This is a genomic window from Klebsiella sp. P1927, assembly GCF_018204675.1.
GTDB classification, from domain to species: Bacteria; Pseudomonadota; Gammaproteobacteria; order Enterobacterales; family Enterobacteriaceae; genus Klebsiella; species Klebsiella pneumoniae.
Window position 1 is genome coordinate 4,632,730 of sequence record NZ_CP073377.1, and the last position, 15,797, is coordinate 4,648,526.

At 58.5% G+C, this 15,797-nt stretch carries 17 protein-coding genes; 6 read left to right on the forward strand and 11 right to left on the reverse strand.

Annotated features, from left to right (window positions below; genetic code table 11):
* A complete protein-coding gene (rpsF, locus tag KB892_RS23160; protein ID WP_002885691.1) occupies positions 1-396 on the reverse strand; it encodes a 30S ribosomal protein S6 in 396 nt (131 codons plus the stop codon).
* A gap of 340 nt (positions 397-736) precedes the next feature.
* Here rpsF and KB892_RS23165 point away from each other — a divergent pair, with 340 nt between their 5' ends.
* On the forward strand, positions 737-1,012 hold the full coding sequence (locus tag KB892_RS23165; RefSeq protein ID WP_002885689.1) for a YdgH/BhsA/McbA family protein: 276 nt from the start codon (positions 737-739) through the stop codon (positions 1,010-1,012).
* 149 nt (positions 1,013-1,161) lie between these two features.
* Positions 1,162-2,355: an MFS transporter gene (locus tag KB892_RS23170; RefSeq protein WP_004146734.1), complete on the forward strand. Its 1,194-nt coding sequence runs from the start codon at positions 1,162-1,164 to the stop codon at positions 2,353-2,355.
* A gap of 63 nt (positions 2,356-2,418) precedes the next feature.
* On the opposite strand, the gene KB892_RS23175 is transcribed toward KB892_RS23170, so the two are convergent.
* The 6 genes from KB892_RS23175 to ulaA are packed head-to-tail and all read right to left on the reverse strand — an operon-like array spanning position 2,419 to position 6,828.
* On the reverse strand, positions 2,419-3,105 hold the full coding sequence (locus KB892_RS23175) for an L-ribulose-5-phosphate 4-epimerase (protein WP_002885687.1): 687 nt from the start codon (positions 3,103-3,105) through the stop codon (positions 2,419-2,421).
* On the reverse strand, positions 3,105-3,959 hold the full coding sequence (locus KB892_RS23180; RefSeq protein ID WP_002885686.1) for an L-ribulose-5-phosphate 3-epimerase: 855 nt from the start codon (positions 3,957-3,959) through the stop codon (positions 3,105-3,107). Before KB892_RS23180 ends, KB892_RS23175 begins: the two co-directional genes overlap by 1 nt.
* Positions 3,960-3,968: 9 nt before the next feature.
* Positions 3,969-4,619 (reverse strand): 3-keto-L-gulonate-6-phosphate decarboxylase UlaD, encoded by a 651-nt coding sequence (gene ulaD / locus KB892_RS23185; RefSeq protein WP_002885684.1) that lies wholly within the window; start codon positions 4,617-4,619, stop codon positions 3,969-3,971.
* A 13-nt stretch (positions 4,620-4,632) separates the two neighbouring features.
* On the reverse strand, positions 4,633-5,100 hold the full coding sequence (gene ulaC / locus KB892_RS23190; RefSeq protein WP_002885683.1) for a PTS ascorbate transporter subunit IIA: 468 nt from the start codon (positions 5,098-5,100) through the stop codon (positions 4,633-4,635).
* A gap of 9 nt (positions 5,101-5,109) precedes the next feature.
* Complete coding sequence (ulaB, locus tag KB892_RS23195; RefSeq protein ID WP_002885682.1) at positions 5,110-5,415, reverse strand: PTS ascorbate transporter subunit IIB; 306 nt, start codon at positions 5,413-5,415, stop codon at positions 5,110-5,112.
* Positions 5,416-5,427: 12 nt separating this feature from the next.
* Positions 5,428-6,828 (reverse strand): PTS ascorbate transporter subunit IIC, encoded by a 1,401-nt coding sequence (gene ulaA, locus KB892_RS23200; RefSeq protein ID WP_002885681.1) that lies wholly within the window; start codon positions 6,826-6,828, stop codon positions 5,428-5,430.
* A gap of 362 nt (positions 6,829-7,190) precedes the next feature.
* Here ulaA and ulaG point away from each other — a divergent pair, with 362 nt between their 5' ends.
* On the forward strand, positions 7,191-8,255 hold the full coding sequence (gene ulaG / locus KB892_RS23205; protein WP_002885678.1) for an L-ascorbate 6-phosphate lactonase: 1,065 nt from the start codon (positions 7,191-7,193) through the stop codon (positions 8,253-8,255).
* 107 nt (positions 8,256-8,362) lie between these two features.
* Positions 8,363-9,118: an HTH-type transcriptional regulator UlaR gene (gene ulaR / locus KB892_RS23210; RefSeq protein WP_002885676.1), complete on the forward strand. Its 756-nt coding sequence runs from the start codon at positions 8,363-8,365 to the stop codon at positions 9,116-9,118.
* Here the strand turns inward: ulaR and yjfP are convergent.
* Positions 9,115-9,831 carry an esterase gene (gene yjfP, locus KB892_RS23215; RefSeq protein ID WP_004152017.1) on the reverse strand — a complete coding sequence of 239 codons (717 nt, stop codon included), beginning with the start codon at positions 9,829-9,831 and terminating at the stop codon, positions 9,115-9,117. The two genes, ulaR and yjfP, sit on opposite strands and share 4 nt — an antisense overlap.
* A 209-nt stretch (positions 9,832-10,040) precedes the next feature.
* Here yjfP and bsmA point away from each other — a divergent pair, with 209 nt between their 5' ends.
* Together bsmA and yjfN are read left to right on the forward strand one after the other, a co-directional pair.
* A complete protein-coding gene (gene bsmA, locus KB892_RS23220; protein ID WP_002885674.1) occupies positions 10,041-10,349 on the forward strand; it encodes a biofilm peroxide resistance protein BsmA in 309 nt (102 codons plus the stop codon).
* A gap of 137 nt (positions 10,350-10,486) precedes the next feature.
* On the forward strand, positions 10,487-10,762 hold the full coding sequence (yjfN, locus tag KB892_RS23225) for a DUF1471 family protease activator YjfN (RefSeq protein WP_002885673.1): 276 nt from the start codon (positions 10,487-10,489) through the stop codon (positions 10,760-10,762).
* Here the strand turns inward: yjfN and KB892_RS23230 are convergent.
* The 3 genes from KB892_RS23230 to rnr form a co-directional block, all read right to left on the reverse strand.
* Complete coding sequence (locus KB892_RS23230; protein ID WP_004152018.1) at positions 10,753-12,390, reverse strand: isovaleryl-CoA dehydrogenase; 1,638 nt, start codon at positions 12,388-12,390, stop codon at positions 10,753-10,755. The genes yjfN and KB892_RS23230 overlap by 10 nt on opposite strands.
* Positions 12,391-12,515: 125 nt before the next feature.
* Complete coding sequence (gene rlmB / locus KB892_RS23235; RefSeq protein WP_002885669.1) at positions 12,516-13,247, reverse strand: 23S rRNA (guanosine(2251)-2'-O)-methyltransferase RlmB; 732 nt, start codon at positions 13,245-13,247, stop codon at positions 12,516-12,518.
* An 81-nt stretch (positions 13,248-13,328) separates the two neighbouring features.
* Positions 13,329-15,761, reverse strand: a complete 2,433-nt coding sequence (rnr, locus tag KB892_RS23240) for a ribonuclease R (protein ID WP_002885668.1) — start codon at positions 15,759-15,761, stop codon at positions 13,329-13,331.
* Between the last annotated feature and the right edge of the window lie 36 nt (positions 15,762-15,797).

Sequence of the window (15,797 nt, forward strand, 5' to 3'; positions counted from 1 at the left end):
TTACTCTTCAGAATCCCCAGCTTCAGAATCATCTGCGGTTTCGTTGGCGAAATCTTCGCGACGCTCACGGCGCTCGTCTTTCGCTTTAACCATCGGAGATGCTTCGGTAACAGCGTGCTTAGTACGCATTACCATGCTGCGGATAACGGCGTCGTTGAAGCGGAAGTTAGTTTCCAGCTCATCGATCGCTTCCTGCGGCGCTTCAACGTTCATCAGAACGTAGTGAGCTTTGTGCAGTTTGTTGATCGGATAAGCCAGCTGACGGCGGCCCCAGTCTTCCAGACGGTGGATCGTACCTGCTGCTGCAGTAATTGCACCAGTGTAACGTTCGATCATGCCCGGAACCTGTTCGCTCTGGTCAGGATGGACCATAAAAACGATTTCGTAATGACGCATCGAATTGCTCCTTACGGATTATTCAGCCTCCTGTCTGGGTCAGCCGCGGCCCATGGAGGCAAGGAACGTGTTAAAGGGCGGCTGAAAAATTGACGCGTCATTCTAATGGCGGCCCCTCAGGAACACAAGCGCATTTGCACAAATAATTCGCACTAAGCGCCAAGCTGGGCTAAGTGGGTGATTTAAAATTAACCAATAAAGGAAGCGGCATTTTTTTGAACAACTGCATCAGAAAAGGTCGCCATGCGATGAACGCGCAGCGATTACACTTATATCAAAGCCTAACGACCACAGGAGAGCCCCGAGTCAGCGTCAGGACTGTCAGTCAGGAGCGTAGTATATGAAACTGAAAATCATCGCCATGATGGCTGCGCTTTTCTTCAGCGCCAACGCGCTGGCAGCTATCCAAATCACCGAACGTCAGGCCCGCAACATGGACGACGTGCAGAGCCTCGGCGTTATCTATATCAATCACAATATGGCCACTGAGCACGAGGCCGAACAGGCCCTTAGCCAGATGAGCGATGCGCAGGGGGCGAAATACTTTCAGCCTATCCTGATGCACGAACCCGAAACCAACGGCCCGCTTCGCGCCAGCGCGGTGATATACCGCTAACGCCTGCCCGATTCTTCGCCTCTCCTCGCGAGGGGCGAAGCGAGGTCTGCGCCTAAACGCAATTGAGAATTATTTTACAAACCGACTTACCAGCGTCATCGCAACCTGATTTAATCAGCCACTCGCCATTTGATAATCAGGAGTGATTGATGGTTCCGCGTTTCGCCACCTTAGGCCGTATCCCCAAAGGCGTTTGGGTACTCGGCGGCGTCAGCCTGCTGATGGATGTCTCCTCCGAGATGATCCACAGCCTCTTACCGCTGTTTATGGCCACTACCCTCGGCGCCAGCGTGATAATTATCGGTCTTATCGAGGGACTGGCGGAAGCCACCGCCCTGATCCTGAAGGTCTTCTCCGGCGCAATCAGCGACTATGTCGGCAAGCGTAAAGGACTGGCGCTGCTGGGCTACGGCCTGGGCGCGCTCAGTAAGCCGCTGTTTGCCATCGCCCCTACCGCCGGGGTGGTGTTTAGCGCCCGCATGATTGACCGCGTAGGCAAAGGTATTCGCGGCGCGCCGCGCGATGCGCTGGTCGCCGATGTCACCCCGCCGGAGATCCGCGGCGCCGCCTACGGACTACGCCAGGCGCTGGATACCGTCGGCGCCTTTCTCGGCCCGCTGCTGGCGGTGCTGCTGATGTTTATCTGGGCCAACGATTTTCACGCTATTTTCTGGGTGGCGGTCATTCCCGCCGTGCTCTCCATTCTCCTGCTCGGATTCGGCCTACAGGAGCCAAAATCCGCCATCGCGCACAAACGCAGCAATCCGCTGAAGCGCGAAAACCTGAAAAAGCTCTCCGCCGCCTACTGGTGGGTGGTCGCGATCGGCAGCATTTTCACCCTCGCCCGCTTCAGCGAAGCCTTTCTGGTGCTGCGCGCCCAGCAGATGGAGATCCCGCTCTATACCATCCCGCTGGTGATGGTGGCGATGAACCTGGTCTACAGCCTCACGGCTTACCCGTTCGGTAAACTCTCAGACAGCATGAGCCACAGCAAACTGCTGCAGTGGGGGCTGCTGGTGTTGATCCTCGCCGATATCGTGCTGGCGCTCAGCAGCCACTGGAGCACGCTGCTGATCGGCGTCGCGCTGTGGGGGATTCATATGGGAATGACCCAGGGCCTGCTGGCGGCGATGGTCGCCCATACGGCGCCACCGGAGCTACGCGGCACGGCGTTCGGTATGTTTAATCTGATGAGTGGCCTGGCTCTGCTGCTGGCCAGCACCGGCGCGGGGGTACTGTGGGAAACCTTCGGCGCCGCCTCGACGTTTTACGCCGGGGCGATAATTTGCGTGGTCACGCTCATCGGCATGCGCGTGATGCCGTCGGCCTATCGTCAGGATTAAAAACGGCTCCGGGGCCAGACCAGTTGCTTCACCGTGAGGGGTGAAAGCCCCGGAGCGCGCTATCTACTTTTGCCCATAGTAGGCGTTTGGCCCATGCTTACGCTGAAAATGCTTATTCATCAGCCAGCTATCGATGGGCTGCAACTGCGGATTAATGCCGCGGGCAATCCACGCCATGCGCGCCACCTCTTCCATCACCACCGCGTTGTGTACCGCCTCGTGGGCGTCTTTGCCCCAGGCAAATGGCCCGTGCTGATAGACGACGATCCCCGGCGTATGCAGCGGATTGGCCTCACCCAGCGTTTCGATAATCACCTGCCCGGTGTTCAGCTCGTAGGCCTCGTCCACCTCCTGTGCGCTAAGCGCCCGGGTGCAGGGAATATCGCCGAAGAAGTAGTCCGCATGGGTGGTGCCGAGCGCCGGGATCGCCAGCCCCGCCTGCGCCCAGGCGGTGGCGTGCGTCGAATGGGTATGCACCACCCCGCCAAGGTCGGGATAACGGCGATAGAGCGCCAGATGGGTGGCGGTATCAGAGGAGGGACGCCAGCGCCCTTCCACCACGTGCCCCTGCAGATCAACCACCGACATGTCATCGACGGTCATTGACTCGTAGGCGATGCCGCTGGGCTTAATCACCACCAGCCCACGCTGCCGATCAATGGCGCTAACGTTACCCCAGGTAAAGGTCACCAGGCCGTAGCGCGGCAGATCCATATTGGCCTCGAACACCTGCTGTTTCAGCTGTTGCATTATGCCGCCTCCATCAGGCCCGCGCGGGCCATCCGCGCCTTCACCCAGTCACGCGCCTTCGCCACCTCCGCCAGCGGGTCAGCGCTGGTTTCGCTCCACATCTCAATCAGGTACGGGCCGCAGTAGCCGGTCTGCTTGAGCGTTTCGAAGCAGCGTTCAAAATCGACCACCCCTTCGCCGAACGGCACGTTTTTAAAGACGCCGGGCTTCGTGTCTTTGACGTGTACCGCCACGATATGCCCGCTCCCCGCCTTCAGCTCCATCTGGACGTCGTTATCCCACGCCGACAGATTGCCGATATCCGGGTAAAGCTGGAACCACGGATTATTCAGGTAATGGGCATAGCCCAGCGCTTTACTGATCGAGTTCATCAGCGGGTAGTCCATGATCTCCATCGCCAGGGTTACCTGGGCTCGGCTGGCCATCTCGACGCTCTGTTTCAGGCCGTCGCGAAAGCGGCGGCGCGTCTCATCGTTCGCCTGCTGGTAATAGACGTCGTAGCCTGCCAGCTGGATCACCCGAATCCCCACATCCTGCGCCAGGCGGATGGCTTTACGCATGATCTCCAGCCCCTGATGCCGCACCGCGTCGTCTTCACTACCCAGCGGAAAACGGCGATGGGCGCTAAGGCACATCGACGGCACCCGGACGCCGGTTTCAGCCACCGCCTTGACCAGCGCCAGACGCTGCTCCGGGCTCCAGTCCAGCCGCGCAAGGCGGGCGTCCGTTTCATCGAGAGACATCTCAACGAAATCAAAGCCCAGCGCTTTTGCAAGCTTTAGCCGCTCCAGCCAGCACTCCCCGGCGGGGAGCGCTTTTTCATAGATGCCGAGCGGAATGGATTTCGCCAACATAGTCGCTCCTTAACCCCACAGCTGGGCGATAGAGCGTTTAAACTGGCGCGCCGCTTCCACCGGCGAGGCAGCATCGCGGATGCTGCGTCCGGCAATAAAGACGTGAACAGGGATCCCGGCAAACAGCGGCAGGTCTTCCAGCGCCAGCCCGCCGGTGACGGTCACTTTGAAGCCCATATCAGACAGACGCTTAATCGCGCTGATATCCGCCTCACTCCACGCCACGCCTGCCGCCTGCGCGTCGCGGCTGCGGTGATAGACCACCTGCTGAATACCCGCCTCGCGCCACGCCTGCGCCTGCTCCCAGGTCCAGAAGCCGGTCAGCTCAATTTGCACATCGCCGTTGAACTCTTTGGCGACATCCAGCGCCCCTTTGGCGGTGTTGATATCGGCGCAGCAGATCACCGTGACCCAGTCGGCGTTGGCTTCGAAGCACATCCGCGACAGGATCTTGCCGGCATCGGCAATTTTGGCGTCCGCCAGCACGATTTTATGCGGATACAGCGCTTTCAGATCGCGCACCGCGCGTACACCTTCACCGACGCAGAGGATAGTGCCGACTTCAATGATATCTACCTCTTCGGCGATCAGACGGGTTGTTTCATAAGCGCTGGCCAGCGTTTGGTTGTCGAGGGCGACCTGTAACATAGGTAATGACATGATAGTGTTCCTTTTAAACAGCCGCCGCGGTGGCGTTTTTGATTAAATCCAGCACTTCCTGCTCGCTGCGGCAGGCGCGTAAACGGTCGAAATTGGCTTCGTCATCAAACAGGTTAACGATCTGCATGATGCCCACTTCCTGGTGGGTGGTGGCGTCAACCGCCGCCATGGTGATCAGGATGTCGACCGGGTCGTTATCTTCGTGGTTGAAAATCAGCGGTTTCTTTAGCGTGACCAGCGCAAAGCCGGTTTTTTTGACGCCCTCTTCCGGCCGCCCGTGCGGCATGGCTAATCCCGGAGCGATCACAAAATAGGGGCCGTGCTGCGCGACGCCGTCGAGGATTGCCTGGTAGTAGCGCGGCTCCACCACGTCGGCGGCCACCAGCAGATCGACGCCGATTTTCACCGCCTCCTGCCAGGTTTCCGCTTCCGCCTGCAGGCGAATGGAGTGATTCTGCGCCAGTGATTCATGGAGTTTCATGGCCGCTCCTTATTTCACGTCCTGCGGGAAATGAGCTTTAATCACCTCCAGCAGCTTTGGCCCGAAATCCGCGGGGGAAAGCATATTACGCACCCCCACCACGTGTTTATTGCCGGAGACGGTAATCTCCCCCGCGATATGGGTTGAAGCGATGATGATATCCGCGCCGTTTAGTTCGCTTTTGTATTCACCCACCGCGCAGCTGTTCACCGTGTGGTCGATATTGGATTGCGTCAGGAACTGATCCACTTTCATTTTCATGATCATAGAACTGCCTTGCCCGTTACCACACACAGCCAGAATACGTACGGTCATAATCAGAATTCCTTATTGGGCAGAGGCCTCTGCCAGTTGTTTTTCCGCGTCTTCTTCGGCGCGCAGCGCGCGGCCAGCGAAGAACATATAAGCGAGAGCAATCAGGATGATGACGGCCATAAACGCCAGCCCGATGGAGGCGAAGCCCTGCATCATCGGCGGCGCCAGAATCGACCAGTCCGCCATTCCCATCCAGGCGCTCATACCGGTGAGCTTCACCGCCCACACGCAACCGAAAATTTCAACCATGCCCATCACCAGGCAGATCTTGAGCGCCGCGCGCCAGCCGCCGAAGTGGTTGGCAAAGACGCCAATCGTCGCGTTGGAGAAGAACATCGGGATAAAGCCCGGAATAATCAGAATTGAAGAGCCAATGCCAACCAGAATGCCGACGGCAATCAGCTGGCCGATGGTGCCCCACATAAAGCCCCACACCACCGCATTCGGCGCAAAGCTATAAATCGCGGCGCAGTCAATCGCCAGCACCGCGCCGGGGATCAGGCGTTGCGAGATACCGTTGAAGGCTTCGGACAGTTCGGCGACGAACATCCGCACGCCCTGGGTAATGATGAAAATGGCCACCGCGAAGGAGAAACCGGTCTGTAGGATATAGACCGTCCAGTGGGTTTTCCCCGCCATCGCCTGCACGACGTCAATACCAAAGGAAAGCAGGATCGCGCCAAAGAAAATGGTCATGACAATCGCGGTGGAAACGATGTTGTCGTGGAAGATATTGAGCCAGCCTGGCAGCTTGAGGTCTTCCACACTCTCCTCTTTTTTCCCCAGATACGGCGCCACTTTGTAGGCAATCCACGAGGCAAACTGCTGCTGGTGACCGATGGAGAAGCCGCAGCCGTCGGTGACCAGCTGAGTCGGCTTGAACATCATGTTGGAGGTGATACCCCAGTACAGGGAGACCAGCACGGCGGTACAGATGATGGTCGTCCACATTCCGTAACCAAAGATAAAGAACGAGACGGCGATCAGCCCCGCCTGCTGAAACATGATATGGCCAGTCAGCATGATGGTGCGGATGCCGGTTATCCGGCGCAGCAGGACGTAACAGATGTTGAGCGCCAGCGCCAGCAGCACCGCATAGCCCACCCAGCTATAGGCCTCGCCCATCCGGTCGATGGTCGCCATCATCGAGGCATAGGTGTCAGAGATCGCGCCGTTGATGCCGTACACCTCTGACATTTTCGCCACCACCGGTTTAAAAGTGCTGGTGAGGATGCCGGAGCCGGCCTGTAACAGCATGAAGCCGATAATGGTTTTGATCGTGCCTTTAATAATCACGCTGACGCTTTTGCGCAGCAGGATATAGCCCAGGCAGGTGACGATACCCAGCAGCAGCGGGGCATTGGTCATCACCTGATTAAAGAAAACGGTAAAGATGTTGTAGAGGATTGCCATAACACACTCCCGATGGTGAAGGCGCTGAACGCGCCTTACGCTCAGCATTTCTCGCTGCCCACTCTAATAATCAAAAATAATCACAACAAGATTGAATTTGATTAAATGTGACGCGCGCCGCAATAATCCTCTATTTCATTGTGACTATTGCCGAGCAGTAGCGCCGAAACATAATTAAACATTTTCAAATCATATAGATAAAACAAAGCACAACCTTTATGAATGCTGGAACCCCTGAGAGGTGATGCGCATCTCTTCGTAAAATTGATGGAAAACAAGATTGCAATCTTGAAAATCCAGTGACAACATAAATCAAAACCAATCAAAATTTGATTACTATTGAAAATACGAGGAAGAGCACGATGAGTAAAGTACAGACCATCACCCGTGAATCATGGATCCTGAACACCTTTCCGGAATGGGGCAGCTGGCTGAATGAAGAGATTGAGCAGGAGCAGGTTACGCCCGGCACCTTCGCCATGTGGTGGCTCGGCTGTACCGGTATCTGGTTAAAATCCGAAGGCGGGGCTAACGTCTGCGTCGATTTCTGGTGCGGCACTGGCAAACAGAGCCACGGCAATCCGCTGATGAAAACCGGCCACCAGATGCAGCGGATGGCAGGCGTGAAAAAATTACAGCCTAACCTGCGCACCACGCCGTTCGTGCTGGATCCGTTCGCCATTCGCCAGATTGACGCGGTCCTCGCGACCCACGATCACAACGATCATATTGACGTCAACGTCGCCGCCGCCGTCATGCAGAACTGCCCGGCCGATGTGCCGTTTATCGGCCCGAAAACCTGCGTCGACCTGTGGATCGGTTGGGGCGTGCCGAAAGCGCGCTGTATCGTCATGAAACCTGGCGATGTCGTGAAGATCAAAGACATTGAGATCCATGCGCTCGATGCGTTCGATCGCACCGCGCTGATCACCCTCCCGGCGGACCAAAAAGCCGCTGGCGTACTGCCGGACGGCATGGACCAGCGCGCGGTCAACTACCTGTTTAAAACACCGGGCGGCAACCTGTACCACAGCGGCGATTCCCACTACTCCAACTACTACGCGAAGCATGGCAACGAGCATCGGATTGACGTCGCCCTCGGCTCGTATGGCGAGAACCCGCGCGGGATCACCGACAAAATGACCAGCGCCGATATCCTGCGCATGGCAGAGTCGCTCAACGCCAAAGTTGTGATCCCGTTCCACCATGATATCTGGTCAAACTTTCAGGCCGATCCGCAGGAGATCCGCGTTCTGTGGGAGATGAAAAAGGATCGTCTGAAGTACGGCTTCAAGCCGTTTATCTGGCAGGTCGGCGGCAAATTTACCTGGCCGCTGGATAAAGACAATTTCGAATATCACTACCCGCGCGGTTTCGACGATTGCTTCACCATTGAGCCGGATCTGCCTTTCAAATCCTTCCTGTAAGTCGCCGCCGGCAGGCCCTGCCTGCCGGAAATACCCCGCCGCAGGGTTAGTATTTTCACATGATTTCAAATATCATCTTTGCTGTTCACTTTTAATCGGATTCGCTCATGACGGAAGCGCAAAGGCACCAAATTCTGCTGGATCTGCTCGCCCAAACGGGGTTTGTTACCGTGGAGCAGGTGATGTCGCGGCTCGGGATCTCACCCGCTACCGCCCGACGTGATATCAACAAGCTGGATGAAAGCGGCAAACTGAAAAAGGTTCGTAATGGCGCGGAAGCCATTAGCGAACAGCGCCCCCGCTGGACGCCGATGAACATCCACCAGGCGCAAAATCTGGATGAAAAAGTGCGTATTGCACGCGCCGCTTCGCAACTGATCGCGCCGGGTGAGAGCATCGTCATTAACTGCGGCTCCACCGCCTTTCTGTTGGGTCGGGAACTGTGCGGCAAACCGGTGCAGATCATCACCAACTATCTGCCGCTGGCTAACTACCTGATCGACCAGGAGCATGACAGCGTGATTATCATGGGCGGCCAGTACAACCGCAGCCACGCCATCACCCTCAGCCCCCACGGTAGCGAGAACAGCCTCTATGCCGGACACTGGATGTTTACCAGCGGCAAAGGGCTCACCGCCGAAGGCCTCTACAAAACGGATATGTTGACCGCCATGGCCGAGCAAAAAATGCTTAACGTGGTCGGCAAACTGGCGGTGCTGGTCGACAGCAGCAAGATCGGCGAGCGCGCCGGGATGCTATTCAGCCAGGCCGGACAAATAGACGTGGTGATCACCGGCAAACAGGCCGATGCCGCGATCCTCAAACAGCTTGAGGATCAGGGCCTCAGCGTAATCCGCGTTTAAAGGTGCTGCTGAAAAAAGGCGACCGTGGTAGCCAGCGCCTCTGGCGTAATGCGATGGCGGACGCCTTTCTGCCAGACGCAGGTCAGCCTGGCGGCAAGGTCAGCCTGCCGGAGCGCCTGCTCTAGTCGAAAGGTTTCTTCCGGCGGCACCACGTCATCGGCATCGCCATGCCAGAGCAGCAGCGGTCGCCGGGCAAGGGACGCCAGCTGATGGCTGACATCCCATTCGCGGAGACTGTCAGCATCAAAGCCAGGCGAGGGAAACAGGGTTTGCGACAGGGAACGAAAATAGCCCGACCCCATCAGACAGGCGACGCTGTTCAGCTCGGGGTGATGCGTCATGATGCCCAACGCCGTCATTCCCCCCATCGAAGCGCCCGCCACCGCCAGCCGCTCCCCTTCCAGCCATCCTTCAGCGATTATCGCCTCGCGCAGCGCAGGAAACTCCCTGAAATTCTGCTGCAGAATCGGCCAGAAGCGCTGCATCCGCCCGGCCTCATCGCCCTGATAGCGCGCCCCATGCTCCGGCGCGTCCGGCATGATCACCCGGAATCCGGCCTCGGCCAGCGCCACCGCAAAGTAGCTGTAGACCAGCTTCGACGAGGTAAAGCCATGATAAAAGACGATACAGGGCAAGGGCTTATCCAGACTCTCCTGCGGACAGGCATGTAAAATTTCACCACCGCCGAGGTTGCGCATTTCTAGTGCAATCATTTATCGTCTTCCTTCTCTATCGTGGTTAGGCGTCATGGGAAAATTCATTCACCAGGCAACCCAGTTTGCTACGATTCATAATGTTGAGAACCCGGTTACGCTTTCACAACATTTTCATTCGAAAATCGCGTCAGAGATAACAGTTCGGGAACATTCCCCGGCAATCCTGTTAAGGCTACCACTACACTATCACTATCAGGAAACGAGATATGGTTATGCGCAGGTTTTCACCGTGGTTACTGGCTATCGTCCTCAGCGGGTGTAGCGCCCTGCAGGGAACGCCGGAAGCCCCGCCGCCCGCCACCGACCATCCGCAGGAGATCCAGCGCTACCAGACGGCTGGCCTGCAGAAAATGGCCACGGTAAGCGTACTGATGTACGGTTCGCCGATGGATGTCGAAGCGGCGCTGAAGGCCAAAGCAGAAGCGGCCAAAGCCGATTACTACGTCATCATCATGATCGATGACACCATGGTACCCGGCCAGTGGTATTCGCAGGCGATCCTCTATCGTCGATAACGAGGCGGCGTCTTTAAATCTGCTTTACACAGCTTTGCGTCCATTCACGTTCTCCTGTGCATAATAACGTTCGGCCAGCCACCTGGCAGGACGTTAGCAACGGACTGCCCTTGGGACTACGTGAAATGGAGCTGACGATGAAACGATCTTTTACCCTATCCAGCCTGCTGTTAACCGCTGCGACGGCCAATACGTCCGCGCAGTCAGCCGAATTCGCCAGCGCGGATTGCGTCACTGGCCTGAATGAAATCGGTCTGATCTCCGTCACTAATCTTTCCGGTAGCCAACAGGATGTAGAGCACGCCATTGCCCGCAAAGCAGACGAGCAAGGCGCCTCCTGGTATCGCATTATTCAGATGTACGAGGAACAACAGCCGGACAGCTGGCGCGTGCAGGCCATTCTCTACGCCTGAGGCGCCTGGCGCCCGCGCCCCATAGCCCGCAGCAGCAGGTCGTCGAGGGTCGGCGCGTCAAGACGTATGCCGCCGCGGGTGTCGAGCATCATCCGGCACCAGGCTTCGGCCAGCGGCGGCGAAGCATGGCGCAGCATCTGCGCCCCCGCGCCAAGACGATAGACCAGCCGGGCAATCTCTCTCCCCTGCTCTTCGGCGGGTCGTTTCAGCAGTTGCTGCAGCTGACGCCATGCGCGGTCGAGATGGCGGTTCTGTCCTTTCACCTCCGCACACTCCGCGGCCAGCAGCTCCATCGCCGCCGGCTGCTTGCTCAGCACCCGCATCACATCGAGGCACATAATATTGCCGGAGCCCTCCCAGATGCTGTTGACCGGCATCTCACGGTAGAGGCGCGGGAGTTCGCTCTCCTCGCAATAGCCGATGCCGCCCAGCACTTCCATCGCCTCGGCGACAAACGGGATACCGGCCTTACAGATGGCAAACTTGGCCGCAGGCGTAAACAGGCGCGCCCAGGCGCTTTCCCGGGCATCATCCCGACGGTCCCAGGCCCGCGCCAGGCGAAACAGAAACGCGGTCTGCCCCTCCAGACGGAGCGCCATTTGCCCCAGCAGCTGGCGCATCATCGGCTGTTCGACCAGGTTTTTGCCAAACGCCTGACGCTGTAGCGCGTGATACAGCGCCACCGAGAAGGCGCGACGCATCAGGGCATGGCTGCCCAGCGCGCAGTCAAAGCGGGTCAGGCCGCCCATCCTGAGGATCTGCCGCACGCCGTCGCCTTCGTCGCCCACCAGCCAGCCGCAGGCCTCATAAAACTCCACTTCGCTACTGGCGTTGGAGCGGTTGCCGAGCTTCTCTTTTAAGCGTTCAAGACGCACGCTGTTACGCTGCCCGTCGGGCAGCAGACGCGGCACAAAGAAGCATGAGAGCCCCGCCGGAGCCTGAGCCAGCACCAGGTGAGCATCGCTCTGCGGCACCGAGAAGAACCACTTGTGTCCCACCAGTCGGTAAAACCCTTCCGCCGTTTTCTCCGCGCGAGTGGTATTGCTCAGCACATCAGACCCCCCTTGCTTCTCGGTCATCCCCATGCCGATCAGCAGGCCGCGCTTCTGGCCGCCAGGCGCAAGGTGCGGATCGTAACGGTCGCTCAGCAGTGGCGACAGCCAGTCGCGAAAGGGCGCGGGCAGGGCGTGCTGCAGCAGGGGCGTCGCGGCGAAGGTCATGGTAATCGGACACAACGTCCCGGCCTCCACCTGGGCATGGAGCAGAAAGCGGGCGGCGCGGGCGACAAACGCGCCTTCGCGGGCATCCTCCTGCCAGGCGAGGTTATGTACCCGATTCGCGCACAGCCCCTGCATCAGCAGGTGCCAGGCGGGATGAAAGCGCACGTCGTCCAGCCGGGCGCCGGTGGCGTCATAGCGCAGCAGCTCCGGCGGATTGCTGTTGGCCAGGCGTCCCAGCTCCAGCGATTCGGCTGTCCCCAGCTGCTGGCCAATGCTGGCGAGCAGATCGCCATCCCAGCCGGCGCCTTCGCGGACCACTGCTTCACGCAGAGCGGTATCGGACAGAAACAGATTGCTGTTATTCAGCGGGGTGGGTTGATTAAAAACGGTGTGCGTTTGCCAGTGCATCGTGTCTCCCTCCATCAATGGCGATAGCCATAAGTATGGTTATCCGGAGGGATACTCGCCCGCGAGAGCGGTCACAAAAAAGCCATCCCGGAGGATGGCTTTTTTTGATTCGTCGATGGTTCAGCTTAGCTGCGCTGACGTACTGCTTCAAACAGACAGATGCCGGTAGCCACCGAGACGTTCAGCGAGGAGACGCTGCCCGCCATCGGGATGCTGATCAGCTCATCGCAGTGTTCGCGGGTCAGACGACGCATGCCTTCGCCTTCCGCGCCCATCACCAGCGCCATCGGGCCGGTCATTTTGCTCTGGAACAGCGTATGGTCGGCTTCCCCTGCGGTTCCGACGATCCAGACGTTCTCTTCCTGCAGCAGACGCATGGTGCGCGCCAGGTTGGTGACGCGGATCAGCGGGACGTTCTCCGCCGCGCCGCAGGCCACTTTCTTCGCCGTCGCATTCAACTGAGCGGAACGATCTTTTGGCACGATCACCGCATGCACGCCGGCGGCGTCAGCGCTACGCAGGCAGGCGCCGAGGTTGTGCGGATCGGTTACGCCGTCGAGGATCAGCAGGAACGGTTGATCGAGCTGCGCCAGCAGATCCGGCAGATCGTTCTCCTGATACTGACGCCCCGGCTTCACGCGGGCAATGATCCCCTGGTGCACAGCGCCTTCGCTCTTCTCATCAAGAAACTGACGGTTGGCCAGCTGAATCACCACGCCCTGCGCTTCCAGGGCATGGATCAGCGGCAGCAAGCGCTTATCCTCACGGCCTTTCAGAATATAAACTTCCTGAAAACGCTCAGGTGCGCGCTCCAGCAGTGCCTGCACCGCATGGATGCCGTAAATCATTTCACTCATTGATGTACTCGTTTTAGGTTCTGTTATCTGCCCCCTTCACCCCATCCTGCGTCAGCAGACTTCAGGGTGAAGGGAGGTCAATCACTCGGCGATCTTCTTCTTGGCCGCGCGCTTGGCTTTCGTCGCGGCGGCGATTTTCTGTGTTTTCGCCGACGGTTTTTTCGCTTTTTTCTCTTTCTTCGGTCGGGCGGTCTCTTTCTCTTTACGGAAAGCGCTGTCCGGCTCGAAGTTTACCTGCTTACCCACCTGGCGGCGACGGCCGCCCGGCTTGCCAGAGGTACTCTTTTTCGCTTTCTCACGGGCGGTCTTGCCGACATTACGCGGCGCACGCTCGCTGGAGATCAGGGTAAAGTCGATTTTCCGCTCGTCCATGTTGACCGCTTCCACACGGACTTCCACGCGGTCGCCCAGGCGATAGGTCTGGCCGCCGGACTCACCAATAAGACGCTGCCCCACCTGGTCGAAACGATAATAGTCGTTATCCAGGCTGGAAACATGCACCAGACCGTCGATAAACAGATCGTTCAGGCGGACGAAGAAGCCAAAGCCGGTCACGCTGGCGATCACGCCGGAGAAGATGTTGCCCACCTGATCCTGCATGAAGTCGCACTTCAGCCAGTCAGACACTTCGCGCGTCGCTTCGTCGGCGCGGCGCTCGGTCATCGAACAGTGCTGACCCAGCTGGAGCATCTCTTCCATGCTGTAGTGCCAGCCGCCGGTCTCGGTGCTGTTGCCTTTATGTCCCTGCTCTTTGGCCAGCAGATACTTGATAGCGCGGTGCAGCGACAGGTCCGGGTAACGACGAATCGGCGAGGTGAAGTGGGCGTATGACTGCAGCGCCAGGCCAAAGTGACCGCGGTTTTCCGGATCGTAGACCGCCTGCTTCATGGAGCGCAGGAGCATCGTCTGCAGCATTTCCGCATCCGGGCGATCGGCGATGGAGGTTAGCAGCTCTGCGTAATCACGCGGCTCCGGCTTGTTGCCGCCAGGCAGCTCCAGTCCCAGCTCAGCCAGCACGGTACGGAAGGAGGTAATCGCTTCGGTGGTTGGCTTATCATGGATACGGAACAGCGCCGGCTCCTGCGCCTTCTCAACGAAGCGCGCGGCGGAGATGTTCGCCAGGATCATGCACTCTTCAATCAGCTTATGCGCATCGTTACGCTGAGTCTGTTCGATACGCTCAATACGGCGTTCGGCATTGAAGATGAATTTAGCTTCTTCACTTTCAAATGAGATACCACCGCGCTCTTCGCGGGCGCTCTCCAGCACTTTGTAGAGGTTATGCAGCTCTTCAATGTGCTTCACCAGCGGCGCGTAGTGTTCGCGCAGTTCCTGGTCACCCTGCAGCATATGCCACACTTTGGTGTAGGTCAGGCGAGCATGTGAACTCATCACCGCTTCATAGAATTTATAACCGGTCAGACGGCCTTTTGACGAAATCGTCATCTCGCACACCATACACAGGCGATCGACCTGCGGGTTCAGCGAGCATAGACCGTTAGACAGCACTTCCGGCAGCATCGGCACTACCTGCGACGGGAAGTAGACCGAGGTGCCACGACTGCGCGCTTCCGCATCCAGCGGCGTCCCCGGGCGCACGTAGTAGCTGACGTCGGCAATGGCTACCCACAGGCGCCAGCCGCCGCCGCGTTTCTTCTCGCAGTACACCGCGTCATCGAAGTCGCGGGCATCTTCGCCGTCAATGGTAACCAGCGGCAGCGAGCGTAAATCGACGCGGCCGGCCTTCGCCTCTTCCGGCACCTGTTCTTTGAGACCGGAAACCTGTTTTTCCACCGCCGGCGGCCAGACATAAGGAATCTCATGGGTACGCAGCGCCATATCGACGGCCATGCCGGTGCCCATGTTGTCGCCCAGCACTTCGACGATTTTACCCACCGCTTTGGTGCGGCGGGTTGGTCGCTGGGTCAGCTCGACCACGACCACGTAGCCCATCCGCGCGCCCATTATCTCTTCCGGCGGGATCAGGATATCGAAGCTCAGGCGGCTGTCGTCCGGGACGACAAAGCCGACGCCAGCGTCGGTGAAGTAACGGCCAACTATCTGGCTGGTTTTCGGCACGAGGACGCGGACGATGCGCGCTTCGCGGCGGCCCTTACGGTCCGCGCCCAGCGGCTGAGCCAGCACCTGGTCGCCGTGAATACAGGTTTTCATCTGTTCTGACGACAGGTACAGATCGTCTTTGCGCCCTTCAACGCGCAGGAAACCATAGCCATCGCGGTGGCCAATAACGGTTCCTTTGAGGAGATCGAGGCGTTCCGGCAGGGCATAGCACTGGCGGCGGGTGAAGACCAGCTGACCGTCGCGCTCCATCGCGCGCAGGCGGCGGCGCAGCGCTTCGGTTTGCTCTTCGCCCTCGATATTTAACTCGATGGCCAGCTCATCGCGGCTGGCAGGCTTTTCCCGTTTAGTTAAATGTTCGAGGATAAATTCCCGGCTCGGGATAGGGTTCGCGTACTTCTCAGCTTCGCGTTCCTGGAATGGATCTTGTGACATATCGGTTCCTCCGTTGTCATCTCCGGCAGAGTGGCG

Excerpts from the sequence above, each read along its gene's own strand:
- ulaB (WP_002885682.1), bottom strand. The coding sequence starts at position 5,415 with ATGACCGTACGTATTCTGGCTGTGTGTGGTAACGGGCAAGGCAGTTCT.
- KB892_RS23230 (WP_004152018.1), bottom strand. The coding sequence starts at position 12,390 with ATGCACTGGCAAACGCACACCGTTTTTAATCAACCCACCCCGCTGAAT.
- rnr (WP_002885668.1), bottom strand. The coding sequence starts at position 15,761 with ATGTCACAAGATCCATTCCAGGAACGCGAAGCTGAGAAGTACGCGAAC.
- ulaD (WP_002885684.1), bottom strand. The coding sequence starts at position 4,619 with ATGTCATTACCTATGTTACAGGTCGCCCTCGACAACCAAACGCTGGCC.
- ulaR (WP_002885676.1), top strand. The coding sequence starts at position 8,363 with ATGACGGAAGCGCAAAGGCACCAAATTCTGCTGGATCTGCTCGCCCAA.
- ulaG (WP_002885678.1), top strand. The coding sequence starts at position 7,191 with ATGAGTAAAGTACAGACCATCACCCGTGAATCATGGATCCTGAACACC.
- KB892_RS23165 (WP_002885689.1), top strand. The coding sequence starts at position 737 with ATGAAACTGAAAATCATCGCCATGATGGCTGCGCTTTTCTTCAGCGCC.
- rpsF (WP_002885691.1), bottom strand. The coding sequence starts at position 396 with ATGCGTCATTACGAAATCGTTTTTATGGTCCATCCTGACCAGAGCGAA.
- bsmA (WP_002885674.1), top strand. The coding sequence starts at position 10,041 with ATGGTTATGCGCAGGTTTTCACCGTGGTTACTGGCTATCGTCCTCAGC.
- ulaC (WP_002885683.1), bottom strand. The coding sequence starts at position 5,100 with ATGAAACTCCATGAATCACTGGCGCAGAATCACTCCATTCGCCTGCAG.
- KB892_RS23175 (WP_002885687.1), bottom strand. The coding sequence starts at position 3,105 with ATGCAACAGCTGAAACAGCAGGTGTTCGAGGCCAATATGGATCTGCCG.
- KB892_RS23180 (WP_002885686.1), bottom strand. The coding sequence starts at position 3,959 with ATGTTGGCGAAATCCATTCCGCTCGGCATCTATGAAAAAGCGCTCCCC.
- ulaA (WP_002885681.1), bottom strand. The coding sequence starts at position 6,828 with ATGGCAATCCTCTACAACATCTTTACCGTTTTCTTTAATCAGGTGATG.
- yjfN (WP_002885673.1), top strand. The coding sequence starts at position 10,487 with ATGAAACGATCTTTTACCCTATCCAGCCTGCTGTTAACCGCTGCGACG.
- rlmB (WP_002885669.1), bottom strand. The coding sequence starts at position 13,247 with ATGAGTGAAATGATTTACGGCATCCATGCGGTGCAGGCACTGCTGGAG.
- yjfP (WP_004152017.1), bottom strand. The coding sequence starts at position 9,831 with ATGATTGCACTAGAAATGCGCAACCTCGGCGGTGGTGAAATTTTACAT.
- KB892_RS23170 (WP_004146734.1), top strand. The coding sequence starts at position 1,162 with ATGGTTCCGCGTTTCGCCACCTTAGGCCGTATCCCCAAAGGCGTTTGG.